The organism is Nocardia sp. NPDC049190 (assembly GCF_040648115.1).
Classification (GTDB): domain Bacteria; phylum Actinomycetota; class Actinomycetes; order Mycobacteriales; family Mycobacteriaceae; genus Nocardia.
In genome coordinates this window covers 383,365-407,549 of record NZ_JBEZDE010000001.1, presented here as the reverse complement: position 1 = coordinate 407,549, position 24,185 = coordinate 383,365, and the positions used below count along the sequence as shown (strand labels likewise).

Below are 24,185 nucleotides of genomic sequence, written 5' to 3'. Positions count from 1 at the left end.
TGTTCATGTTCGGGTGAGGTCACCACGTCGACCAGAGACAATGCGGCGGATATCGTCCGTAAACGGACGGATTCGCGATCTTTGTTCGGGAGGCACCGTGTCATCGGAAGGGCGCAGCACCGACCGCCGGGTCCGGCGCACGAGGAATGTGTTACACCGGGCGCTGATCGAACTCGTTCTCGAACGCGGCTACGACAGGGTTACCGTCCGCGACATCCTCACCCGCGCCGATGTCGGACGGTCGACGTTCTACACGCACTATCGCGATAAGGATGACCTGCTTCTACTGAGCAGCACCGACTACCTGCGCGCAGCGATGACCGCCGCGGCTGCGGACACACCCGCCACCGAACCGTTGGCGCCGATGCGCGTCCTGTTCGGACTGGCCGCCGACAATCCCGAGGTGTACCGGGCACTGATCGGCCGCAAGAGCGGCACCCTACTGCTGCGCACCACCAAGGCGATGGTCGCCGAGATCCTCGCCGAGCGGATGCGCGACCGGCTCGACATGCCGGAGGCCGAGTTCGCCACGACCATCACCTTCCTGTCCTGGGGGGTGATCGGTCTGCTCGGCGCCATCGCGGAGCCCGACCTGCCACTGTCGGCCGAAGAGGCGTACGAGCGTTTTGCCCGCCTGGTCGGCCCCGGGTTGGCCAGCCGGGTTCGACCAGACGACTGAGTCCGAGCCGTAGGTGACGTTTGTCGAACAATCCAGTCGCCGAAAAATTGGTCGAGTCGCGCCACGGCAAAAGAGCATGTCGGCTCGACTGATGCGATCTTCGCCCCGATGCGTCAGCCTGGCCCGACGAGTTCCAACGCACGCTCCGCGATAACACCGCCCGCGGTGACGAGTTCGAGGGTGGCCAAGGCGGCTTCGTGCGCCTGTGCGCCTGCCGCGCGGCATGGAACTCCACCGCGCGCGTCACCACGCCGCTGGCCGCCACGGGCGCGGCCAGCATGGGGCCGAAAAAGCCGTCCGGCCGAATGACATTCACCTGCCAGTGCAGGGCGAGCACCGCGGCGCGGACACGTCGAATCGCCATGGGACGACGATACGCATCCGGGCCAACTCCCGCCGCTCGATTCACGTGAAACCGACCGCGTTGACGTTCAGGACGAATACTTCTTGCGCAGTTGCACTTTCACCACCTTGCCGCTCGCGTTGCGGGGCAGCGCGGGCACCAGCACCAGGCCTTTGGGGTGTTTATAGCGGGCCAGGTTCTCGTTCAGGAAAGGCTCCAACTCGGCGAGCGTCAACTCGTCATCCGGGTTGTGTAGCGCCACCACCGCGACCGGCACCTCGCCCCACTTCTGGTGCGAGCGCCCCACCACGGCGGCCTCCCGGATCTTCGGGTGCGCGAACAGAACATTCTCCACCTCGGCACAGTAGACGTTCTCGCCGCCCGAGATGATCATGTCCTTCTTTCGATCCACTACATAGACGAAGCCCTCCTCGTCCTGGCGAACCAAGTCGCCGGAGTGGAACCAGCCGCCCGCGAAGGCCTCCGCGGTCTCCTCCGGCTTGTTCCAGTAGCACTGCATGAGAGTCGGCCCCCGGTAGACGATTTCGCCCACCTCGCCGGGCGCGACGTCGTTCATCTCCTCGTCGACGATGCGTACCTGGATCGTCGGGATGGGTGCGCCGACCGAGCCGATCTTGCGGATCGCGTCCTTGCCCTCCAGCACGCAGGTGACCGGCGACATCTCGGTCTGGCCGAACAGCGCCACGTTGCGCGCGTTCGGGAAACAGTCGGCCATGGCGCGCAGCACAGTGTCCGACGCAGGCGCGGCTCCCCAGCTCAGCACCTCGAGCGCGAGCGCGCGGTCGCGCACGGTCGGGTGGTCGCAGACCAGCTGCCACTGCGCGGGCACACAGAACGCCGAGGTGGCGCGCTCGCGCTCGAGCACGTCCAGGAACTCACCGGCGTCGAAGGCGCCGAGCGGGTGCAGCACAGTCTTCGCGCCGAGCTGGAAAGCTGGTGCGAAACTGCCGATTCCGGCGATGTGAAACAGCGGCGAAGTGCAGAGTCCGACCGAATCCGGCGTGATCGTGAGGGCCCGGATGGCCGTCAACGCCTGGGCGTTCATATTCGCGTGGGTCAGCACCGCGCCCTTCGGGTTGCCTGTGGTGCCCGAGGTGTACATGATCAGGCTCGGAGTGTCCTCGGGGATATCCAGCGGGGTGTGTGGCTCGCCCGCCTCCGCGAGCAGGTCATCGAAGCCGGTCACGCCGTCGCCGGACTTGCCGCCGATCACCACGCAGGTGGCCAGAGCGGGCGCCTGTGCTTGCACGGCGGTGGCCAGCGGCCGCAACACGGTGTCAGTGACGACCGCCGTGGCGCCGCTGTCGCTCACGATGTAGGCGACCTCGGGTGGCGTCAGCCGGAAGTTGACCGGGACCGCGATGGCGCCGAGCGCGTTGATGCCGACCACCGCCTCGAGGTACTCGGGGTAGTTCAGCGCGAGGATCAGCACGCGATCGCCGAATCCGATGCCGCGACGGGCGAGCCCGTCCGCGAATTTCAGCGACCGGTCACGCAGCTCCCGCCAGGTCGTGTCGACGCCGCGGAACCGCACCGCGACCGCGTTCGGGCGCATCTGCGCATGGACGGCGATCTGGTTGTTCCAGTGGTTTCGCCGCGACCTGATCGGCTCGTCGAGCGCTTCTGCACCGGTGGGCATGCCACGAACTCCTCTCGGACCGCCCCCGAGGCCGCCGGGACATCCGACGGCGGCGGCGGACTGGATTGATGCAGAATAGCAACTAACTTATTTGGGCAGCAAGAGATCAGGAGGCGATTCGGCGTTAATGCAAAGTCGCGCTATGGCACCAGCGGTCAGCAACACTATCGTGAACTTATGGCCGGTCAGGGGGACAATAACGAACAAGAGAACTTGCCGGACCACTTTCTATCGTATGCGAACCCGGACTCACTTATGAGTTGATTGCGATGCGCATTTCAGTGCCGTCATCGCCCCCGGCGGGCGGACCAGCGCGCCCAGATCACTTGAATGGTCACCGACAGCAGTTCGCCTCACCGACACCGTCGTCGGCCGAGGGGTCGGTTACACGGCCGCGCGTGCGGTGATCGCCGCGTAATCGTGGCCAGCGATGAGTTCGATGCCGTCGGGCAGCGCGTGTAGACGGTGGATCGTCGTGAACGCCGCGTCCCGGTCGGCGTCGAACAACTGACCGGGCATCGGGGCTTTCTCGCGCAGCAGATCGACCTGCACCTTGCTCCAGACGGCATCGCCCGCGAACAGCACCCGGCTGCCGTCGTCCACCGCGAGCAGCACACCGATGCTGCCCGGTGTGTGGCCCGCGAGATCCACCAGCAGCACCGAACCGTCGCCGAACAGGTCTTTGCTACGCGGAAAACTCAGCACCGGCGGGCCGTCCAACTCGAAGCGGTCGAATACCCGATCCCGCAGCGGACCACGCGCGACGCCGACCGGAGCGTGTGAACCGCTCATCGCCCACTCGTGTTCGACCGCGGGCAACCGGACCTCGACCGACGACGGCAGTTCCAGCAGTCCGGAGACATGGTCCCAGTGCAAGTGGGTCGGCACCACGAAGTCGATGTCGGAGCCCGCGATGTCGCGGGCCGCGAGCGCGTCGGACAGGCCGAGCACCGGCTTGTCCGGCGCAACGAGCAACGGGATCGGGAACGGAAGTTCCGGAAGCACCCGGTCGTGTACCCCGGCGCACAGCGCGGGATCGACCAGGAAGCGCGCCTTGGGATGCTCGACCAGGAATGCCGCCATCGACAACGGCATCGCGCGCAGGCTGCGCACACCCTCGGCCACAAGGGTGGTCGGCGCGGACATCGTCGCCTGTGTCAGAACGGTGAGGCGGACAGTGGCACTCGCCGACGGTAGCGGTGCCACCTCGAGGTTCGCCAGCAATGCGGTATCGGGGCGGCGCGGGCGTAGCAACCGGCCTGGCGTGACGGCCAGCGCGGCGCAGCAGCGCAACACGGTGGGCAGGGTCGGGGTGCGCTCCGCACGGGCCACGGTACCGCTGTCCGGTTCGGTCACCATGCCACCGTAAGTGATCACCGAGCTTCCCGAAAGAGGTGGGCAGGCAGCGGATATGCGCCCTTCGCTCCGGCGGATTTCTCCGGCATAATCGCGTGGGTACCGTTCTCAGTGAGTAACTGCAACCGGGAGACGGGTAGGGAGGACGCGATGCGGCCCAGTTTTCCGGATGGGCATGGTGGTGCGCAGGAAACTGACGGTTCGCTCGGCGATCGCCGACGTGCCGTACTGACCTGTGCCGCCGTCATGGCCGTCGCAGATCTACTCGGCGTCGACACCGCAGTCGTGTCGACGAGTTCGCCCTTCACCGATCTCGGCCTGAGCTCCAGCCAGTTGGCCAGGCTGACCGCCCATCTCGAAGACGCCATGGGAGTCGAGGTTCCGCTGACCGCGATCTACGACCATCCAGACATCGAACAGCTTGTCGAGTATCTCGCGATGCGATGAGCACCGCGTCCTCTGACTCCGTCGGCCCCCGACCCCCGGTCTCCATCGTCGGTATCGGCTGCCGACTGCCTGGCGCGGCGCGCGTCGCCGACTTCTGGCAGCTGCTGCTCGACGGCCGCGATGCCACCGCCACACCGCCGGCCGGACGGCTCGGCGTGCGGCGCGGTGGCTACCTCGACGATGTCGAATCGTTCGACAACACCTGGTTCGCCATCTCCGATCGGGAGAGCGCGGTCATGGACCCGCAACAGCGGCTCGCCATGGAGGTGGCGGTGGAGGCGCTCGACGACGCCGGGATCGGTTATCGCGCACGCGGTTCCGGCGCCGCGGTCGTGTTCGGCGCGTCGGGCTACGATCACGGCATCACGGTGCTCGGCCAACCGGGCCACGACGCGCCTTACGCGGTCACCGGTTCCGCACTGAGCATCATCGCCAACCGGTTGTCCTATGTCCTGGATCTGCACGGGCCGAGCCTGGTGCTCGACAGTGCCTGCTCGTCGTCGCTGACCGCGGTAGACCTCGCGGTCCGGCTGCTCGCCGACGGCACGGTGCCGTTCGCGATCGTCGGCGGGGTCAACCTGATGCTGCTGGAACACACGACGAACTATCTGGCCGAGAGCGGTTTCCTGTCCCCTGGCGGGCGGGCGACGCCATTCGACGCCACCGCGGACGGCTACACCCGCGGCGACGGGTGCGCGGTGGTGATCCTGCAGCGCACCGCGGACGCGCTGAGCGAGGGAAACCGGATATACGCGGAGATCGTCGGCACCGCCATCGGATCGGACGGACGCTCGAACGGCCTGTACGCACCGAACGGCCGCGCGCAGCAAGAGACGCTGCGCACCGCGTGGACGCGCGCCGGACTTGCGCCGGGCGACGCCCGCTACATCGAATGTCACGGCACCGGGACGACTTTGGGTGACGCCGTGGAGGTCGGCGCACTCGCCGCGGCGCTCGGCGACAACGCCGGGGATCCTCGGTGGATCGGGTCGGTGAAATCCAACATCGGGCATCTCGAGGCAGCCGCCGGGGTCACCGGAATGGTGAAGACCGCGCTGTCCATCTACCACGGTGTGATCGCACCGACGATCCACTTCCGATCCGAGAACCCGCTACTGAAGCTTGCCGAACGTGGACTGCGGGTGCCGACCGAACAGGTCGACTGGAGCGACGTGCCCGCGTCACAACGAACGGCGGGCGTCAGTTCGTTCGGATTCGGCGGCACCAACGCGCACGTGGTGCTGCGCGGGATCGAGGCGGCGCGGCACGACCGAGGCGAACAGGCACCGATGCTGATCCCGCTGACCGCTCGTGACCACGCCGAGTTGCGCGAGCACGCACTGCGGCTGGCCGACGAGCTGCGCGGCGCGGACAACGCCACGCGGCGGTCGCTACGCGACTTCGCCTCGGCCACCGCCCGATTGCTTCCCGAGCACGCACGCGCCGCGGTCCTGGTACGCGACCGTGGTGACGCGGTAGATCGGCTACGCGCCCTCGGCCGCGGCGACACCGAGGTAGCGCTCGGCCCGGTGACGAACCGCCGGCGCGGCGGCGTGTTGTTCCTGTTCTCCGGGCAGGGTGGTCAGCATCCGAAAATGGGCCGGGCGCTGGCGGCACGGTATCCGGTCTTCGCCCAGGCACTCGCCGAGGCGGCCGACGCTGTCGTCGCGGCAGGTGGGCCGCGGATCTGGACTCCGCGGCACGGCTTCGCCCTCACACCGCCCGGCAGCGGCGACACACACGCCACCGAACTGGTGCAGCCCGCGCTGTTCGCCTTCCAGGTAGCGCTGGCGAAACTGTTGGCAGCGTGGGGGATCGAGCCGGACGCCGTCGCTGGACACAGCATGGGCGAAATCGCCGCCGCCGTCGTCAGTGGCGCACTGCCCCTCGCCGACGCGGCGCGCGTGGTAGTGCTGCGCAGCGCCACCCTCGCCCACCTGGACGGGCACGGCGCGATGGCGGTGCTCGAGGCGGCCCCCGAAGAGGCGGCGAAACTCGTCGAGCCGATGCACACCGAGGTGGGCATCGCCGCCGTCAACGGCCCCCGATCGGTGGTCGTGTCCGGCACGCCACGCTATATCGACACCCTGGTGCGCAGGGCCAACCGCCGCGACATGTTCGCGCACCGGCTCGCGGTCGACTTCGCCGCGCACAGTCCCCAAATCGCCGCCGTGCTCCCGACTTTCGTCGCGGCACTGGCCGAGGTCACCGCGCGGACGCCGCGCGTCCCGGTGTACTCGACTGCCCGACGCGGCGCGAAGATCACCACCGCGGCCATGAACGCCGAATACTGGGCCGAAAACACCGCGGGCACGGTGCAACTCGCCGCCGCGATGGAACGCGCGGCCGAGGACGGGATCGCGACCGTACTGGAGATCGCGCCGCATCCGGTGCTGATCTCATCGGTACGGGAGTATCCGGACTTCCGCGCGGGTGCGCACCCGGTGGCATTGCGCGAGGACGAGGCCAGTGGATTCCTCACATGTCTGGCGCGGCTGTACTTGGAGGGGCGACCGGTCAACTGGTCAGCGCTCGGGCCCTTCGACACACCGCCACCGCGGCAGTGGCGCAAGCGGCGGTTCCCTTTGCTGTTCTCGGCGAGCACCCCCACGAGCATCGCCGAAACCACGTTCCCGGCAGACGATCTCACCGATCACGTCGTGCAGGGCGCGGCCACGGTGCCCGCGGCATTTTGGCTGCACAGGCTGCTTCGGGTGGCCCGCGACACGACCGCGGCGGCCACGCTCGTCGACTTCGCCGTTCACCAGCGCACCGATCTGGGCGCGCTACCCGAAGTCACCTATCGTGGCGATGGAACCGACGCAAATGTACAGGCGGAGGTCACGGGCACCGGAACGCTGGCTTCGGCCCGGCCCGCCGGTGACCCCACACCCGCGGATATCGTCGCATGGATGCGGGTGGTCGACGCAAATCGGGCGGCCCGACACCGGATGCGGATCATCGCCACCGGCGCTTTCTACGAAGAACTGCGCCGTCGAGGTCTACAGTACGGTCCACGTTTTCGTGCGTTGCGCGGCATCGCGACAGGCACCGAGGTGGCCCTCGGCCTGTTCGACGCCGCCGAATTGCACCGCACGACAACGCTGGACGGCGGCCTGCAACTACTCGCCGCCGCGGTCATCGACGACCTGCCCGCCTCGGCGGTCCCGCTGCCGATCGGCGTGGACTCGGCCTGGCTCTCGGCCGAACCGAACAGGGTGGTGCTCGAGGTGCACGCGCTCATCCGGGAGCGTACCGGCGCCGGACTGGTCGGCGACGTCATCGGCACCGACCAGCACGGCGTTCCCTGCCTGGTCTTCTCCGGTGTGCGGATCCGCTATGCGGAAAACGGCGTACTGGGCGATCTCGGCACGCATCCGCCGGCCGAACTCGACCCGCCCGCGCCGTTCCGCCAGGAGACGTGGGAGCCACGCGAACTCGAGACACTTCGGTTCGGCGCACTGGAGACGGCCGCGCAGCGGGTGTTGGTGATCGGCGCCTCCGACCTCGCAGTCCGGCTGGCCAGAGCGCTGGACACCGAAGTGCCGACCGAGCGGGTCGCGCGCGAACCCGACGCCGCGAGCGGGATCGTCACCTCGGTCCTCGCCGGCCGCGCGCTGCCCACCGCCGTGGTGCTGGTCTGGCCCACGGACACAGCGTCCGACACGAAGAATCCCACCGCGTCGATCGGTCGGGTAGTCGATCTGCTGCAACGCCTGCACGCCGACGAGAGCACCACGTCCGTGACGATCGTGCTGCCGGAACGCGGTGGCGCCGCAACGCCACCCGTGCCCGACGAGTCCCGCTCATGGGCAGCGATCGAGCGAGCGGCGATCGCGGGCTTGGCGCGTTCGTTGCAGCTCGAATCGAGCAGAACGGTCCGGCTGATCTGGGCGGATACCGACCCGAGGAATATCCCCCTGCTGTGCCGCCTGGTGCCATCCGCCGACACCGAGATCCCCGACGAACTGCGCCTGTCCGCCGGCGATGTCGCCGTTCGGCGCTTCGCGCCCGCACGGCCGCGCGCGCTGCCCGTCGCCACCATCGACGCGGGCGGAACCTACGTCGTCACGGGCGGGCTCGGGTCACTCGGCTCGGTCGCCGTGCGCTGGCTACTCGACGCGGGTGCGCACGACGTCGTGGTGCTGACGCGAGCGCCCCGCCCGGTGCCCGCGCTGCTGGACGGTCTGGAGGATCGCATCGTCGTGGTTCGCTGCGACGCCGCCGACCGCGACGATCTGGCCAACGCGTTGCACGATATTCGCGAATGCGGCTCGACCATCCGTGGCATCGTGCACGCCGCGGGCGCGTTGGAAGGCGCTGGATTCGACGCGGTCACGGTGGGCCAGCTGGCCAGGATGTTCTCGCCGAAGTCGACCGCGGCGTCCAATCTGATCGAACTCACCGCGACCGATCCGACCGATTTCGTCCTGCTTTTCTCCTCGGCGACGGGCGCGCTCGGTGCGCCGGGTCAGGCCGCCTATGCCGCCGCGAACGCGGCAATGGACTCCTTGGCGTCGAGCACTCCGGGCCGGCGCGTTCTCAGCATCGGCTGGGGCGTCTGGGATTCCGGTCTCGCCGCGGCGGCCGGCGGCGCGAGCCACCTGCGTCGAGCGGGCATCACGGCCTACGACCTGCGCCGCGGGATGGCCGTGCTGCCCCAGGCCCTGCGCTATGACGGCGGACATCTGCTCGCACTGGACTATGCCCCAACCACTGATCCGTCCCCGGTCGCGGTCCGGCTGGTGAATCTCCTCGGTCCACGGGGAACTTCGATCAGGATGCCGAGCCCTGCCGACGGTGTGCGCGGGCCCGCGCGCACGCCGACGCCGCCGGACACGGTCGAACCACTGACCACCACCATCCGCCGCGTCCTCGCGAGTACGCTCGATCTGCCCGCCGAGCAGATCAATGTCACCGACGACTTCAACGACCTAGGACTCAGTTCGCTGCTCGCGATCGAGATGCGGCGCACTCTGGAAGCCCGGCTGCGAATTCGGATCTCCACCGCCGAGTTGTTCAAGCACCCGACCATCACCACCCTCGGCGCCGCCCTGCTGGATCGGATCGCCGCGAACACCAGCGAGGCGCCACCGTGACAGCGACCGACCCGGCCCCCGGCAACATCCTCGCGGTGCGCGTCGCCGAATGGGCCGCGACCAGGCCGGACGAGAACGCCTTCACCGAGCTGTGCTTCCGCATGCAGGAACGTGTGCCCCGCACGATGACGTACGCAAGCCTGCACGCCGCGGCGGGCGCGCTCGCCGGGCGACTGCGGCAAGACAGCGCGCCCGGCGACCGGGTGGCCATTCTCTGCGCGCACGGAGTCGATTACGCGATCGCCTTTCTCGCCTGTCTGTACAGCAATCGGGTCGCGGTGCCGCTGTTTCCCGCGGCGGGAGCGCGCCATCGAGAACGTCTGCACGCGGTGCTCGCCGACGCCCGGCCCGCGCTCACCCTCGTATCGGCGCACGACGACGTCAGCGCGCCGACGCTCGGACAGGCGTTGGGGCAGGTGCTGGTGTTGCCGAGAGACGGTACCGTTCCGCCGGCGGATTCGGCCGTGGTGATCGACCCGACATGTGGCGAACTCGCCTACCTGCAGTACACCTCCGGATCTACCAAGTCGCCCGCTGGGGTCCGGGTCACCCATGCGAATCTGACGACGGCGTTGGCTCAGCTGCGACACGCCCTGTCCGCGGCTGGCGATCGGCCGATCGTGACCTGGCTGCCGTTCTTCCACGATATGGGCCTGATCCTGGGCCTTTCACTGCCCCTGTCCCTCGGCGTCCACGCCGTTACCCTGGCGCCCGCGGAGTTCGTCAAACGTCCGATCCGCTGGCTGCGTGCGATCAGCGACTACCGCGCCGGCGTCACAGGTTGCCCTAATTTCGGTCTGGCACTGACCATTTCAGGAACGACGCCGGAGGAGCGGGTCGGCCTCGACCTGTCCGGGCTGGAGGTCCTGATCAACGGCTCCGAGCCGGTCCGCGCCGACGTGCTGGACGAGTTCACCGAGATCTTCGACCCGCACGGCTTCCGCAACCACGCGCACACCCCCGGCTTCGGTCTCGCCGAGGCCACCCTCGCCGTCACCATGTGCGATCAGCGGGAAGAACCGATGTGGCGCCATTTCGACCGTGGCGCACTCGCCGAGGGACGCGTGGTCCCGCTGCCCAGGGATACCGCCGAGGCCACGCCCCCGGACGGCATATCGCTCGTCGGCTGCGGTACACCCGTGGGACAGGTAGTGCGGGTGGTCGACCCGGTCGGCAGGACAGCGCTGCCGCCGGGAAGTGTCGGCGAGGTCTGGGTGTCGGGAGACAATGTGTGCGACGGCTATTTCGGCAGGCCCGACGCCACCGAGGAGACCTTCGGCGCGACCTTGGTCGGCGATGACGGACGCTGGCTACGCACCGGCGATCTGGGCTTCCAGCACGAGGGCCAACTCTACCTCGCCGGACGCCGCAAGGACGTCATCGTCGTCGACGGACGCAACCACTATCCCGCCGATATCGAGACGACTGTGCAGGCGTGTACCCCGGAGATCCGACCTGGCCATGTGGTGGTGTTCGGGCACGATGACGGTCGGCGGGAAGATCTGGTCGTAGTCGCCGAACTCACCACCGTGGTTGTCGCCGAGCCTGCCGAACTCTCTGTGCTGGCCCGCCGAATCCGCACCGCCATCGCGTCCACGCACGAGGTGATGCCGGGCTCGGTGATGCTGGTGGAGCCGGGCCGGATACCTAAGACCACAAGCGGAAAGCTGCGCCGCGGCGAATGCAGGGCGCGCTATCTGGCGGGCCAACTGCAGCCGGTTGCGATGATCTAGCCGAACGGGCGGCCCGGGCTGTGCGTTGATGCGGTACGGCGGATGCCGAGCGGGCAATCAGGACTCGGCCCGGCCGAGGAGCCGATCGGTCTCGCGACGTTCACGCTTGGTCGGTCGCCCCGATCCCCGATCTCGACGGGGCATGGTCGCCAAGATCTCCCGCGGAGGCGGCGGCGGGCTGTGATCGATGAAGCACTGCGTCGCAATGGGAGCGCCGACTCGCTTGGTGACGAGGCGTTCCACGATGACGATGCGTTCGAGACCCGCCACCCGGATACGTACCTCGTCGCCGGGCCGCACCGGCTGCGCGGGCTTTGCGGTCGCGCCGTTCACCCGAACATGTCCGCCTCGACACGCCTCAGCAGCTGCTGACCTGGTTTTGAACAGGCGCACCGCCCAAGTCCACGAATCGACGCGGGCCTGTGTCGCGATGTGCTGGATGCCGTGTTCGGCGCGGGCCACTCGTTAGACGATACGGCGTGCGGTAACCACCATGTCAGGCCGCAGCGGGGTGAATGACACCGGCTGACCCGACTGCACCGCATTCAGCAGCTTGCCGTCGCCCGCGTAGATGCCGACGTGGCCGCCGCCGTTGGTGACGACGATGTCGCCCGGCTGCAGGTTCTGGAACGCGACCGGCGCACCGACGTGTGACTGCTCGAAGCTGGTGCGAGGCAGTTGAACTCCTGCCTGGCGGAAGGCCCACTGGACGAGGCCGGAGCAGTCGAAGGACTGGGGGCCGGCGGCACCCCACGAGTACTGGGCGCCGACCTTGGTCTTGGCGGCGTCGAGGGCGATGTCACCCGGGGTGCTCGGCTGCGCGAACAGACCAGGCAGCAGCGGTGCCAAACCGGGAGGCTGCGGAGCCGCCTGCGGAGCCGAGGGGGCGGGGGCGGACGGAACGGCCGCGAGCGCCTGCTGGATCTGCTGGCTGAGTTGCTGGGCCGGCTGCTCATACTCTTGGGGGAGCGGAACGTCGATGTTGCCGACACCGGGAACGTTGATAGTCGCGGCCATGGCTGGGATCGCCGGCATCGCGCCAGTCGCGGCAACCGCTCCCATGACTATGGCACCTTTGACGGAATTCGGAACCCGAGAATCCCGCTGCAAGCTGTGTTTACCCACCGGCTACGTCTCCGATCTTGCTGCTCTCCCGCCGACCGGGTCAACTGACGAGTTCGGGCCGGGAGAACGGCCCTACCTTGCGACCGAATTCGGCCGCGCGGATTCACCCCAGACAAACCTGTGGTCCCCCGGTACGACAGCCGAAACCGGTTGATTCCGACGGCCGTTGAGGCGGTACCCAGTGGCGCCGTTTCTCTTACGAAGCGACTGACTCCACTAAGTCACGAAGAGATTACGACGCCGACGCAATGTTGTCCAGCGCACAGCGTGGCGACTTCCCTTTTCCTGCCGAACTCCCTGCATGGGCGGTCCAAAACTGCAACCTGTGATCGGTCACGATGCGATCTCGGCCAGCCCGCGCTCGGTCACCACTGGACAACGTTCGCCCGAATCGCGGCGGGCCGATCAGGATTCGGCGCCACCCATCGCGCGCTCGAGTTCGTCGATTCGGCGCCGGGCGTCGGCGAGTTCCACCTCGAGCCGGCCGAATGCCATGACCAGCGGGCCGACCGCGAGGTCCGCGACCAACTGGGGGTCGTCGAAGCCGCGCTCGATCGCGACGAGGATGTTGGACCTGATGCGCTGCGCCACCGTGGCGCCCGCGGGTACGTTCCACGACTCCACCACCTCGGCGGTGGATTCGGGGGTGGGCTCGTCGGACATGCCTCTCCGTTCTCGCACGGAATGTCGCGCGACCGTTCTGGCGAACCGCCGCCAGCATAGTGCGAGCAATAGCGCAATCGAGCAATAGTGCGATACGGAACGCTAAGCCTCTCTAGGACACGCCGTAGATGAGCGCAGATTATCCGGACGAAACGCGCTACGGTGTCTGGGCATGGACCCCGTGCGGAATCCGTATGCCCCCGGTGCGGGACAACGCCCACCCGAACTCGCCGGACGCGACAAACAACTCACCGCCTTCGATATCGTGCTCGAACGCATCGCGCGCGGCCGTCCGGAACGCAGTGTCATGCTCACCGGCCTGCGCGGCGTCGGAAAGACGGTACTGCTCAATCAGCTTCGCTCAGCGGCGGTGTCCCGCGGCTGGGGCACCGGCAAGATCGAGGCGCGGCCAGAACAGGAACTGCGCCGCCCACTGTCCTCGGCGCTGCACATGGCCGTCCGCGCGATCGCCACGACGCACCCCAATCCGGAGCGGGTCGACGACTTCCTCGGCATCTTGAAAGCTTTCGCGTTGCGGGTCACCGCGGACAAGGGCATGCGAGAACGCTGGCAGCCGGGCATCGACGTACCCGCGGTCACCGGTCGGGCCGATTCCGGCGACATCGAGATCGATCTGGTGGAGTTGCTGATGGAGGCGGCCGCACTGGCCGGCGACATCGGCGTCGGCATCGCGATCTTCATCGACGAGATGCAAGATCTCGGCGCCGCCGATATCTCCGCGATCTGCGGCGCATGCCACGAACTGAGCCAGGACACTTCGCCGCTGATCGTGGTCGGCGCCGGACTTCCGCATCTGCCCGCCGTGCTGTCCGCCTCGAAGAGTTACTCGGAGCGACTATTCAGCTATCACCGAATAGACCGATTGGACCGGGAGTCCGCAGACCAGGCCCTGATCGCGCCCGCCCAGCGTGAAGACGTGAAGTTCGCCGACGAAGCCCTCGACGCACTGTACGACAGGGCCGATGGGTACCCCTATTTTGTGCAGGCCTACGGCAAGGCCGTCTGGGACCAGGCGCCGGAGAGTCCGATCACCGCCGAGGATGTCGAGGTGGCCTCGCCGACCGCGGAGGAAGAGTTGGCCGTCGGCTTCTTCGGCTCTCGCTATGAGCGAGCAACGCCTGCGGAGCGGGAGTACATGCGCGCCATGGCCGACCTGTCCGGCGACGACGGCCCGGTGGCGACCGCCGCCGTGGCCAACGAACTCGGCCGCAAACCGGCCTCGTTGTCGCCGGCGCGCGACGGGCTGATCAAGAAGGGCCTCATCTACTCGGCCGAGCGCGGGACGATCGGTTTCACCGTGCCACACTTCGGTCGCTACCTGCGCTCGGTCTGATGCGGCTGCGCGGCCGTGGCGTTCCCTCGTCGACGGATGGACGACGGGGTCTGACGATTGCCGCGTATCCACCTCTCTTACGAGATCAGTAGAGATTCGTAGACTTATCTCGACCGCGAGATCTACCGGCGGGTAACAAACCCTCCTACACTCGAATGTGATCCCGATCACGTCCGAGGAGGACATCATGGCGACACCAGCGAAAGTCGACGCCACCGAAGAACAGGCCCGTGCACTGGTCGAGGAGTCCCGTGAAACGGGCTGGGCCAAGCCGTCGTTCGCCAAGGAGATGTTTCTGGGGCGGTTCCGGCTCGATCTGATTCACCCTTACCCGCAGCCCAGCCCCGAGGACGCGGCGCGCACCGAGGCGTACCTGGCGCGACTACGGTCGTACTGCGAGACGATCGACGGATCGGTGATCGAATCCGAAGGCCGGATTCCGGACGAGTATGTGCGGGGCCTTGCCGAACTCGGCTGCTTCGGCTTGAAGATTCCAGAAGAATATGGCGGCCAGGGCCTTTCACAGTTCGGCTACAACCGGGCGCTGATGCTGATCGGTTCAGCGCACCCGAGTCTCGGCGTCCTGCTCTCGGCGCACCAGTCCATCGGAGTGCCCGAACCACTCAAACTGGCCGGTACCCCCGAGCAGAAGGCCGAGTTCCTTCCCCGCTGCGCAGCGGGCGCGATCAGCGCCTTCCTACTCACCGAACCCGACGTCGGCTCCGATCCGGCCCGAATGGCCAGCACCGCGACGCCGATCGAGGACGGCGAGTTCTACGAACTCAACGGTGTCAAACTGTGGACGACCAACGGCGTCGTCGCCGAACTGCTCGTCGTGATGGCGCGGGTACCGAAGAGCGAGGGACATCGAGGCGGCATTTCGGCCTTCGTGGTCGAAGCCGATTCACCGGGTATCACCGTGGAGCGGCGCAACGCTTTCATGGGGCTGCGCGGCATCGAGAACGGTCTCACCCGGATGTACAACGTCCGTGTTCCCAAGCGCAATCTGGTCGGCCGCGAGGGCGACGGCCTCAAGATCGCACTCACCACCCTGAACGCCGGCAGGCTCGCGATTCCCGCGCTGTGCACCGCGGCCTCGAAGTGGTCGCTGAAGATCGCTCGAGAGTGGAGCGCGCAGCGGGTGCAATGGGGCAAGCCGGTCGGTGAGCACGCCGCCGTCGGCGAAAAGATCTCGTTCATCGCGGCCACCACCTTCGCGCTGGAGGCGACACTGGACCTGTCGGCGGCGATGTGCGACGAGGCACGAAACGACATCCGGATCGAAGCGGCGCTCGCCAAACTGTGGGCAAGCGAGATGAGTTGCCGGATCGCCGACGAGCTCGTACAGATCCGCGGCGGTCGCGGATACGAGACGGCGGCATCGCTCGCCGCGCGTGGCGAGCGTGCCGTCGGAGCCGAGCAATTGCTGCGCGACCTGCGGATCAACCGGATCTTCGAAGGATCGAGCGAGATCATGCGGCTGCTGATCGCCCGAGAGATGGCCGACGCGCACATGGCCGCCGCGGGCGCGCTGGTCGACCGCAAGGCCGAGTTCAAGGACAAGGCGAAAGCAGCGGTCGGTGCGACCGGCTTCTATGCCAAATGGTTCCCACAATTGGCTGTCGGGGCGGGCACGGTGCCGGCCGCGTATACCGAGTTCGGCACGCTGGCCCGCCATCTGCGGTTCGTCGAGCGCGGTTCACGCAAGCAAGCCAGGTCGCTGATGTACGCGATGGGCCGCTGGCAGGCGGGACTCGAGTACCGGCAGAACTTCCTCGGCCGGATCGTCGACATCGGCGCCGAACTATTCGCCATGTCGGCGGCCTGCGTGCGCGCGCAGGCGTTGCGCAGCGCGGGCGCACCGCAGGCCGAGGCCGCCGAGGAACTGGCCGACAGCTTCTGCCGGCAGTCCAGGGTGCGGGTACGCACACTGTTCGACGCACTGTGGGACAACACCGACGACGACGACCGCACCCTCACCCGCGGGGTGCTCGACGGCCGCTACCAATGGCTGGAGCAGGGTGTGCTCGATCCGAGCGAGGGAACCGGGCCGTGGATCGCCGAGTGGCAGGTCGGCCCGTCCGCCGAAGCGAACCTGCTGCGCCCATTCCTGCCGTCCACCCGCAGCCACGCGGACGCTTAGTCACGACGGCCAGGTTCGTCACGTTCGGGAGCGCGGCGCCCGAACGTGACGAACCGAGGGCGCCTTGCCTGATATTCGGGAGTATCGGAATATTCGTAGAAAGGCGCAGATTCTGTCGACATATCGGCGATGATGCACCGAATCTCCTGGACAACAGGATCTGAATCCGTCGACGCGAATGATGGACAACCCCAACTTTCTAACGATATAGTAAATTTACTAACGATACAGTAACTGACCTTGTGTTTTCCGGATTCGTCCGGTACGAACAATGGCCCCACGCTGTCGATCACCGGCGTCGGTTGGACAACGTGTCCATAACAGCAGGTATGCGCCGTTAACGACGCGGAAATCCAGATCGACAACTGGGCAAGAAGCTCCGAAGGTCAGGGAGCCTCGCCCACAGGAGAGTGTCATGCGCACGACGATCGCCCGCCACGCCGCCGATTACGGCGGCCACCGTGTCACCGTGTCGGCCGAAGACGGCGTGCCCCTCTCGGTCCGTATCTTCGGCGCCGACGACGCCCCCGCGACCGTCGTCTTCGTCCACGGCCACTGCTTGCGCACCGAATCCTGGTCCTTCCTGCGCGACCAGTTGCTCCAGCAGTTGGGCAGCGGCGTCCGGATGGTGTTCTACGACCACCGGGGCCACGGCGCATCCGGCGTGGCGCATCCCTCGACGTACACCATCGACCAGCTCGGACACGACCTTAATGCCGTGTTGCGGACGGTCGCGCCGACCGGTCCGGTGATCCTGGTCGGACACTCGATGGGCGCAATGGTCCTGCTCGCCTACGCCCGACTGTTCCCGGAGGCGATCGGCACGCGCGTGGTCGGTGTCGGACTGCTCGCGGGAGCGGCCAATGGCCTCACCGAGGCCGGGCTCGGCCGTCTGCTGAACCAGCGCGCGGTGCGCTCGCTGCAGGTCGCCGTCACCCGCGCGCCGCGCATGATGCAGGCGTCCAAACGGATGACGCGACGGTTCTTCGAGCCGCTCATCCGCGAAGCCAACTTCGGCACCAGGAAGACGAATCCGCGGGTGGCCGCGGTCGCCACCGCGATGCTGAACGACACCCCCCTGCTGACCATGTCCAGCTTCCTGCACTCGTTGATCACCTTCGACGAGTCGGCGACACTGCATCGCCTCGGCACGATCCCCGCGCTGGTGCTGGCCGGCACAGCGGACATCGTCGTTCCGTTCGCGCACTCCATCGTGCTGGCCTCCCAGCTGGCTGGTTCGCAACTGGTACGCCTGGAAGGAGCCGGGCACAGCGTGATCCTCGAACGCGCCGAAGAGGTCGCGCTGTCCATCGTCGCACTCGTCGAGCGCGCTGTCGGCGCGGCGGGCGAGGGGACCGAGTTCGCCGTCGCGGGCTGATCGCAGGCAACCGGCGGCAACCGGGGTATCACCGGGTCCGACATCCGGCGCGCCAGAATCGAATTCTTTCTGTACTGTGTTGTAGATCACGTTGTGTGGTGGGTCACACAGCTTGGTGAAGTGCGGCCGCAGGTAGCAGGCAACACGCGCCGAACCGAGTTGTGCTGTCCATCAAAGTACAGAGGAGGCATCGATGACACGCAGCGAATTCGCGGAACTCCGCTACACGGTCGGCCAGCTCCGGCAATCCATCGGCGCGCTGCGCGCTCATTACGGCGACGCCAACACCGTGCGCCGGCTGGAGAACGATCTCGAACGGCTCGTCATCGATGCTGACGAACTCGAGCAGTCACCGCCCCCGGCGATACCGCGTCAGGCACAGGACACGATCTACGTTCCGGACAGCAAATCCGATGAGGCCGCCTGGATGGGCGCCCAGGACGAGGGACTCGGCTTCCACTCCCGGCCACGAACCAAGTAGGCACGCGACGCGGGACCTCGCGGCCCCTTGATCGGACCAAACCCGCGAGGTGTCGCCGCAGTACATCGCCACACCTGACCATGCCCAGCACCAGACACAGCGCGTATAGACCGATCCCCGCGATCCCTGGTCACCACGCGGCGCTCGGTTCCGCACCGATCCGGGTTGGCGCGGTTGGCGAAGCGGCCTCGAATACGACAGCGCCGAACGGCCTTCGATCCCAGTCGCGCCGCCGGCCGCGACAACCGACGGACCGCCGAAAACGGGATCGCCTACTACGCCACAGCATCCGACAGCTACCCCCGCCCGCCCCACTGCACAATACCCACCCACCGCGATCACTCGAGCGTAGTGACATGGCGGTCGGACGACCTTAGTCGGCCGCCATCGGACCGCGCTCGGCTGAGGCCTCTTCGACGGGAAGTCCGGGATGGTGGGGTGGTGCGGCCGGACAGAAGGTTCCAGCAACGTGGCGTCATCCCCGACAGCACGGTCCCGGCGCGCCGACCGGCGGCCCTATCGCGGCCGTCAGCTAGGCCGGGCGCCCGGTTCATCGTTCGGTGCTCCTTTTCTCGGGGTGCTGGTGCGGCGCCACCTCAGCGCCTATATCTCCAGGAGCGATAGCCACACATTTGTTGCCCATGTGCGACGGTATCGACGCGAAAATTCGACCGCGAGTTTTCTTGGGCGCGCCCAAACGTCAAACGCGTTCCGCTTTAGTCGAGTTCGAAGTGTTTGCGGTTGGTTCACCGACCTCCGGCAGCCGAGCCATCCGGCGCCGATGTGGCGCAAATCACGGGCATTCAGGCGGGTTGGGATTGCCAAGACCCTGTTCGCTCCATAGCACGGGTGTCGTATGGTGCTCAGCATCACATTCGACTGCGGAGGTAACGATGACCACCCGCACAGCAGATCAGCGAGGCATCCACCTGTGAGTGCCGCACCGACCGCCGCCCCGGAGACGGGCACCGGCGTATTCAACAGAACAAGGGCCCGAATCTCGCAGCGCACGCTGCGCACCGACCGGTGGTGGATTCCGCCACTGTTCACAGTGCTCGGGCTAGCCGCGTTCGTTATCTATGCGACGACCAGATCCTATGTGCGCACGGCATATTGGGTAGCGGATTACCATTACCTGACGCCGTTCTACTCGCCGTGTCTGAGCACTTCGTGTGTCGAGGGTTCGTCCCATTTCGGCACGCCGTTCGGTGAGCTACCCGCAATTCTGCCGCTCGGCTTCGTCGTACTGCCCTTTCTGCTCGGCTTCCGGTTGACCTGCTACTACTACCGCAAGGCCTACTACCGGTCGGTGTGGTTCTCTCCGCCGGCCTGCGCCGTGGCCGAGCCGCATGCCAAATACACCGGCGAGACCAAACTTCCGCTGATCATCCAGAACGCGCACCGCTACTTCTTCTATGTAGCCCTGTTGGTTTCGGTGATCAACACCTACGACGCGATCGTCGCCTTCCACGGCAAGACCGGCGGCTTCGGGTTCGGCCTCGGCAATATCGTGCTGCTGGTCAACGTGATCCTGCTGTGGGCCTACACACTGTCGTGCCATTCGTGCCGGCATATCGCGGGTGGTCGGCTCAAGCACTTCTCCGCGCATCCGGTGCGCTACTGGTTCTGGACTCAGGTCTCCACGCTGAACACTCGGCACATGGCGCTGGCCTGGACCACCCTCGGCACGCTTGTGCTGACCGACTTCTACGTCATGTTGGTTGCCAGCAAGACGATTTCGGACCTGCGGTTCATCAACTGACCGCCTCATCGAGGAGTTTCTCTGCATGGCAGAAGTGGAACGGCACAACTACGACGTCGTCGTGATCGGCGCGGGCGGCGCCGGATTGCGGGCGGTGATCGAGGCCAGAGAACACGGACTGTCCGTCGCCGTGGTGTGCAAGTCGCTTTTCGGCAAAGCGCACACTGTGATGGCCGAGGGCGGCTGCGCGGCGTCCATGGGCAACGCCAACGAAAAGGACAACTGGCAAACCCATTTCAAAGACACGATGCGCGGTGGCAAGTTCCTGAACAACTGGCGCATGGCCGAATTGCATGCTCAGGAGGCGCCCGACCGGGTCTGGGAGCTGGAAACCTATGGAGCGCTGTTCGATCGGACCGCGGACGGCCGCATCAGCCAGCGCAACTTCGGCGGTCACACCTACCCCCGGCTCGCACACGTCGGTGACCGCACCGGCCTGGAGATCATCCGCACCATGCAGCAGAAAATCGTCTCGCTGCAACAGGAGGACTTCGCGGAGACCGGCGACTACGAGGCGCGCATCAAGGTCTTCTCCGAATGCACCATCACCGAACTGCTCAAGGACGGTGAACGAATTTCCGGCGCGTTCGGATACTGGCGGGAATCCGGCCGCTTCATTCTGTTCGAGACGCCCGCGGTGGTGTTGGCGACCGGCGGCATCGGCAAGTCGTACAAGGTGACCTCGAATTCCTGGGAGTACACCGGCGATGGGCACGCCCTCGCGCTTCGCTCGGGCGCGACGCTGATCAATATGGAGTTCCTGCAGTTCCACCCGACCGGAATGGTCTGGCCGCCCAGCGTGAAGGGCATCCTGGTCACCGAGGGGGTGCGCGGCGACGGCGGCGTGCTGGTGAACACCGAGGGCAAGCGGTTCATGTTCGAATACATTCCGCCGGTCTTCAAGGGACAGTATGCCGAGACCGAGGAAGAGGCCGACCAATGGTTGCGCGACAATGATTCCGCGCGCCGCACGCCGGACCTGCTGCCGAGGGACGAGGTCGCGCGGGCGATCAACGAAGAGGTCAAAGCAGGTCGAGGAACCGAACACGGCGGTGTCTACCTCGATATCGCCTCCCGAATGCCGGCCGAGGAGATCATTCGGCGGCTGCCGTCGATGCACCACCAGTTCAAAGAGCTCGCGGACGTGGATATCACGAAGGAGCCCATGGAGGTCGGGCCGACCTGTCACTACGTAATGGGCGGAGTCGAGGTCGATCCGGATACCGGCGCCGCCACGGTCCCCGGTCTGTTCGCCGCGGGTGAGTGTTCCGGCGGGATGCATGGATCGAACCGGCTCGGCGGCAACTCCCTCTCGGACCTGCTGGTATTCGGCCGTCGGGCCGGGCTCGGCGCCTCCGCCTATGTCGAGGGCCTCACCGAGCGCCCGTCGGTCTCCGAGAACGACATCACCAAAGCCGCGAAAGCCGCCTTGGCGCCGTTCGATCCGCCGACCGAAGGCAGCGGTGAAAATCCCTACACTCTGCACACCGATCTGCAGCAGTCGATGAACGACCTGGTCGGCATCATCCGCAAAGAAGACGAGGTGCGCGCGGCAATCGACAAACTCGCCGAGCTGCGCGCCCGATTCCGACAGGTCACCGTGGAGGGACACCGCCAGTTCAACCCGGGCTGGCACCTCGCGCTCGACCTGCAGAACATGCTGCTGGTCAGCGAGTGCGTCGCGCAGGCCGCATTGCAGCGCACCGAGAGTCGCGGCGGACACACCCGCGACGACCATCCGTCGATGAATCCCGACTGGCGCAATAAACTGCTGGTCTGCGCGGTGCAGTCGGAGACAGCCGACGACCCGATTCCCACCGTCACAGTGACGCCGAAGGATCAAGTCCCGATGCGTCCGGAGTTGCTCGCCCTCTTCGATCTCGGCGAGCTCGAAAAGTACTACACCCCGGCCGAGCTCGCGGGACACCCGACCGCGAGCGGGACTTCGACGGAGCGAGAGGCGTAGCGATGGGTTACGACGCCAAATTCCGCGTGTGGCGCGGCGACCTCGAGGGCGGTGCACTGCAGGACTTCACCGTGCTGGTGAACGAGGGTGAGGTGGTGCTCGACATCATCCACCGCCTGCAGGCAACCCAGGCGCCCGACCTCGCAGTGCGCTGGAACTGCAAGGCGGGCAAGTGCGGTTCCTGTTCAGCCGAGGTGAATGGGCGCCCGGGGCTGCTGTGCATGACGCGCATGTCTACCTTCACCCAGGACGAGGTGATCACGGTGACGCCGATGCGCACCTTCCCGGTGGTCAAGGACCTGGTGACCGACGTGTCCTATAACTACGAGAAGGCGAGAGAGATACCGTCGTTCACCCCGCCGGACGACCTGAAACCCGGCGAATACCGGATGCAGCAGGTCGATGTGGCGCGCTCGCAGGAGTTCCGCAAGTGCATCGAATGCTTCCTGTGCCAGAACACCTGTCATGTGGTGCGGGACCACGAGGAGAACAAGCAGTCGTTCGCGGGGCCGCGCTTCCTGATGCGGATCGCGGAACTGGAGATGCATCCGCTCGATGTCGCCGACCGCACCGAACTGGCGCAGGACGAGCAGGGGCTCGGGTTCTGCAATATCACCAAATGCTGCACCGAGGTCTGCCCGGAGCACATCAAGATCACTGACAACGCGTTGATTCCACTGAAGGAACGGGTGGCCGACCGGAAATACGATCCGCTGGTCTGGCTGGGCAACAAGCTGTTTCGCCGCTAGCGCTGCAAGGCCGACCGGCCGGGGGCACGCCCGGCCGGTCGGTGCACCGTTAGAGCATCGCCACCACACCGATGGCGACGATCCATACGAGCAGGCCGACGAACAATGCCGACAGCACAGAGCTGGTCAGAATGAAGACACCGATCGCCGACACTGCGAACAGCAGTGCGACGATCAGCCATTCCACCCAATCGCCGGGCCACAGTTTCTTGTACCCGGGATGGGAACTCTTGAGCCCACGGTCCACAAAAAGATATTTACCCGCGACATGCCGTGGCAAACATGATTCTGTTGCTGAATCTGTGTCGTTTCGTGATCTTCGCGCAGATTCGATCACCTCAGGCATCCAACGGGAACGTTCGCTCTGTCGCGCCGACTCGCCCGGCAGACTGCCACTCGCTGCCGGGCGGCGTCCGGCCTATTTCGGCCGGTCGAACTCACCGTCGTGGACGCCCGCGGTGAAGGCGGCCCACTCCGCCGGCGTGAAGACCAACACGGGTCCGTCGGGATCCTTGCCGTTGCGAAGGCCGACGTGTCCGTCGGCCAGCAACGCAACCTGCACGCTGTCACCCGCACTTTCGCCCGAACTCCGCCAAGTTGCGTTCGTCAGGTCGACGTTCGTGTTGCCTTGGATGCTCACGACATGGACTCCTTTGCTCTCTGCGTCGTCCTCAGCGCTGCGCCCCAACCGGATCGAAACTCATGCCGCACACCCTCGGGCCCTGCTGTAGCAGACCTCTACTCGACCGAATATCCCAGCACGCAGCGCTGCAGGCACTCGTGAGCCCGATCGTACCGCCGTACCTCGGCGTGTCTTTCCAGGTAGAGATCTCCGGTGAAACACAGTGCCACCACATCGACGGTGGCCGGCGATAGCTTTCTCGGTGGCGCAACAGGACGCGGCTGAACTCGCCTCTGGTTCCGCCGCGCAATCCCTCGGATAATCGAGTGATTCAGCGTCCTCGGGTAATCGGCGGTCGGCAGACAACCCGAGGCTGAGCTGGGGTTGACCGACAGTGGGATGGCGGACCGTTACCGCGACGGTGACCCCTGCTCCGTGCGCCGATCCCTGGCGGTATCTGCCGCGTTGCCGGCGGAGTAGAATCGAGCAGGCGGTGTGGGAAATGGCTGGCCTGTCGGATGATCTGGGTGTTTCCCGGATTTCGCTGATCCTCGTGCCGACCGTGGTGCCACCGTACGCTCCGTTCTGCGCTCCCGTTGCTCGTCCAAGGGCCATCGGAGGTGAC

Annotated in this window: 18 protein-coding genes and 1 riboswitch; of the genes, 11 read left to right on the top strand and 7 right to left on the bottom strand. The window is 66.5% G+C overall.

What is annotated here, in order from left to right:
• Positions 1-97: 97 nt before the first annotated feature.
• Positions 98-679 (top strand): helix-turn-helix domain-containing protein, encoded by a 582-nt coding sequence (locus AB0B25_RS01540; protein ID WP_357173026.1) that lies wholly within the window; start codon positions 98-100, stop codon positions 677-679.
• A gap of 431 nt (positions 680-1,110) precedes the next feature.
• Here the strand turns inward: AB0B25_RS01540 and fadD5 are convergent, their stop codons facing one another.
• Both fadD5 and AB0B25_RS01530 read right to left on the bottom strand, forming a co-directional pair.
• Positions 1,111-2,682, bottom strand: a complete 1,572-nt coding sequence (gene fadD5, locus AB0B25_RS01535; RefSeq protein WP_357173023.1) for a fatty-acid--CoA ligase FadD5 — start codon at positions 2,680-2,682, stop codon at positions 1,111-1,113.
• A 384-nt stretch (positions 2,683-3,066) separates the two neighbouring features.
• Positions 3,067-4,059: an MBL fold metallo-hydrolase gene (locus AB0B25_RS01530; protein ID WP_357173020.1), complete on the bottom strand. Its 993-nt coding sequence runs from the start codon at positions 4,057-4,059 to the stop codon at positions 3,067-3,069.
• 129 nt (positions 4,060-4,188) lie between these two features.
• Between AB0B25_RS01530 and AB0B25_RS01525 the strand changes: the two genes are divergently transcribed.
• From AB0B25_RS01525 to AB0B25_RS01515, 3 genes are read left to right on the top strand one after another with little or no spacing between them, the layout of a single operon-like run.
• Positions 4,189-4,485 carry an acyl carrier protein gene (locus AB0B25_RS01525; protein WP_357173018.1) on the top strand — a complete coding sequence of 99 codons (297 nt, stop codon included), beginning with the start codon at positions 4,189-4,191 and terminating at the stop codon, positions 4,483-4,485.
• Positions 4,482-9,584: a type I polyketide synthase gene (locus AB0B25_RS01520; protein WP_357173015.1), complete on the top strand. Its 5,103-nt coding sequence runs from the start codon at positions 4,482-4,484 to the stop codon at positions 9,582-9,584. Before AB0B25_RS01525 ends, AB0B25_RS01520 begins: the two co-directional genes overlap by 4 nt.
• Positions 9,581-11,317 (top strand): fatty acyl-AMP ligase, encoded by a 1,737-nt coding sequence (locus tag AB0B25_RS01515; RefSeq protein ID WP_357173012.1) that lies wholly within the window; start codon positions 9,581-9,583, stop codon positions 11,315-11,317. The genes AB0B25_RS01520 and AB0B25_RS01515 overlap by 4 nt, the downstream gene beginning before the upstream one ends.
• Before the next feature lie 57 nt (positions 11,318-11,374).
• Here AB0B25_RS01515 and AB0B25_RS01510 read toward each other — a convergent pair whose 3' ends face one another.
• From AB0B25_RS01510 to AB0B25_RS01500, 3 genes are all read right to left on the bottom strand, one after another.
• Positions 11,375-11,779: an RNA-binding S4 domain-containing protein gene (locus AB0B25_RS01510; RefSeq protein WP_357173010.1), complete on the bottom strand. Its 405-nt coding sequence runs from the start codon at positions 11,777-11,779 to the stop codon at positions 11,375-11,377.
• A gap of 3 nt (positions 11,780-11,782) precedes the next feature.
• Positions 11,783-12,379 (bottom strand): NlpC/P60 family protein, encoded by a 597-nt coding sequence (locus tag AB0B25_RS01505; protein ID WP_357173006.1) that lies wholly within the window; start codon positions 12,377-12,379, stop codon positions 11,783-11,785.
• 77 nt (positions 12,380-12,456) lie between these two features.
• A riboswitch (cyclic di-AMP (ydaO/yuaA leader) is annotated at positions 12,457-12,614 on the bottom strand.
• A 233-nt stretch (positions 12,615-12,847) separates the two neighbouring features.
• Positions 12,848-13,105: a hypothetical protein gene (locus AB0B25_RS01500; protein WP_357173003.1), complete on the bottom strand. Its 258-nt coding sequence runs from the start codon at positions 13,103-13,105 to the stop codon at positions 12,848-12,850.
• 172 nt (positions 13,106-13,277) lie between these two features.
• On the opposite strand from AB0B25_RS01500, the gene AB0B25_RS01495 reads away from it, so the two are divergent.
• From AB0B25_RS01495 to AB0B25_RS01465, 7 genes are all read left to right on the top strand, one after another.
• Positions 13,278-14,459 (top strand): ATP-binding protein, encoded by a 1,182-nt coding sequence (locus AB0B25_RS01495; protein ID WP_357173000.1) that lies wholly within the window; start codon positions 13,278-13,280, stop codon positions 14,457-14,459.
• Positions 14,460-14,646: 187 nt separating this feature from the next.
• On the top strand, positions 14,647-16,602 hold the full coding sequence (locus tag AB0B25_RS01490; RefSeq protein WP_357172997.1) for an acyl-CoA dehydrogenase family protein: 1,956 nt from the start codon (positions 14,647-14,649) through the stop codon (positions 16,600-16,602).
• Between the two features lie 415 nt (positions 16,603-17,017).
• Entirely contained in the window at positions 17,018-17,980 is a 963-nt protein-coding gene (locus tag AB0B25_RS01485) for an alpha/beta hydrolase (RefSeq protein ID WP_357172994.1), read from the top strand.
• 193 nt (positions 17,981-18,173) lie between these two features.
• The gene (locus AB0B25_RS01480; protein ID WP_357068736.1) at positions 18,174-18,461 is read left to right on the top strand and encodes a hypothetical protein; all 288 of its coding nucleotides are present in this window, start codon (positions 18,174-18,176) and stop codon (positions 18,459-18,461) included.
• Positions 18,462-19,392: 931 nt separating this feature from the next.
• Complete coding sequence (locus tag AB0B25_RS01475; protein ID WP_357172991.1) at positions 19,393-20,223, top strand: hypothetical protein; 831 nt, start codon at positions 19,393-19,395, stop codon at positions 20,221-20,223.
• A 25-nt stretch (positions 20,224-20,248) separates the two neighbouring features.
• A complete protein-coding gene (locus AB0B25_RS01470; RefSeq protein ID WP_357172988.1) occupies positions 20,249-22,189 on the top strand; it encodes a fumarate reductase/succinate dehydrogenase flavoprotein subunit in 1,941 nt (646 codons plus the stop codon).
• Between the two features lie 2 nt (positions 22,190-22,191).
• A complete protein-coding gene (locus AB0B25_RS01465) occupies positions 22,192-22,938 on the top strand; it encodes a succinate dehydrogenase/fumarate reductase iron-sulfur subunit (protein WP_357172985.1) in 747 nt (248 codons plus the stop codon).
• Positions 22,939-22,987: 49 nt separating this feature from the next.
• Here the strand turns inward: AB0B25_RS01465 and AB0B25_RS01460 are convergent, their stop codons facing one another.
• Positions 22,988-23,185: a hypothetical protein gene (locus AB0B25_RS01460; RefSeq protein WP_357068744.1), complete on the bottom strand. Its 198-nt coding sequence runs from the start codon at positions 23,183-23,185 to the stop codon at positions 22,988-22,990.
• A 171-nt stretch (positions 23,186-23,356) separates the two neighbouring features.
• A complete protein-coding gene (locus tag AB0B25_RS01455) occupies positions 23,357-23,578 on the bottom strand; it encodes a DUF397 domain-containing protein (protein ID WP_357172982.1) in 222 nt (73 codons plus the stop codon).
• Positions 23,579-24,185: the final 607 nt, after the last annotated feature.

Excerpts from the sequence above, each read along its gene's own strand:
- fadD5 (WP_357173023.1), bottom strand. The coding sequence starts at position 2,682 with ATGCCCACCGGTGCAGAAGCGCTCGACGAGCCGATCAGGTCGCGGCGA.
- AB0B25_RS01525 (WP_357173018.1), top strand. The coding sequence starts at position 4,189 with ATGCGGCCCAGTTTTCCGGATGGGCATGGTGGTGCGCAGGAAACTGAC.
- AB0B25_RS01520 (WP_357173015.1), top strand. The coding sequence starts at position 4,482 with ATGAGCACCGCGTCCTCTGACTCCGTCGGCCCCCGACCCCCGGTCTCC.
- AB0B25_RS01505 (WP_357173006.1), bottom strand. The coding sequence starts at position 12,379 with ATGGGAGCGGTTGCCGCGACTGGCGCGATGCCGGCGATCCCAGCCATG.
- AB0B25_RS01500 (WP_357173003.1), bottom strand. The coding sequence starts at position 13,105 with ATGTCCGACGAGCCCACCCCCGAATCCACCGCCGAGGTGGTGGAGTCG.
- AB0B25_RS01495 (WP_357173000.1), top strand. The coding sequence starts at position 13,278 with ATGGACCCCGTGCGGAATCCGTATGCCCCCGGTGCGGGACAACGCCCA.
- AB0B25_RS01490 (WP_357172997.1), top strand. The coding sequence starts at position 14,647 with ATGGCGACACCAGCGAAAGTCGACGCCACCGAAGAACAGGCCCGTGCA.
- AB0B25_RS01485 (WP_357172994.1), top strand. The coding sequence starts at position 17,018 with ATGCGCACGACGATCGCCCGCCACGCCGCCGATTACGGCGGCCACCGT.
- AB0B25_RS01480 (WP_357068736.1), top strand. The coding sequence starts at position 18,174 with ATGACACGCAGCGAATTCGCGGAACTCCGCTACACGGTCGGCCAGCTC.
- AB0B25_RS01470 (WP_357172988.1), top strand. The coding sequence starts at position 20,249 with ATGGCAGAAGTGGAACGGCACAACTACGACGTCGTCGTGATCGGCGCG.
- AB0B25_RS01465 (WP_357172985.1), top strand. The coding sequence starts at position 22,192 with ATGGGTTACGACGCCAAATTCCGCGTGTGGCGCGGCGACCTCGAGGGC.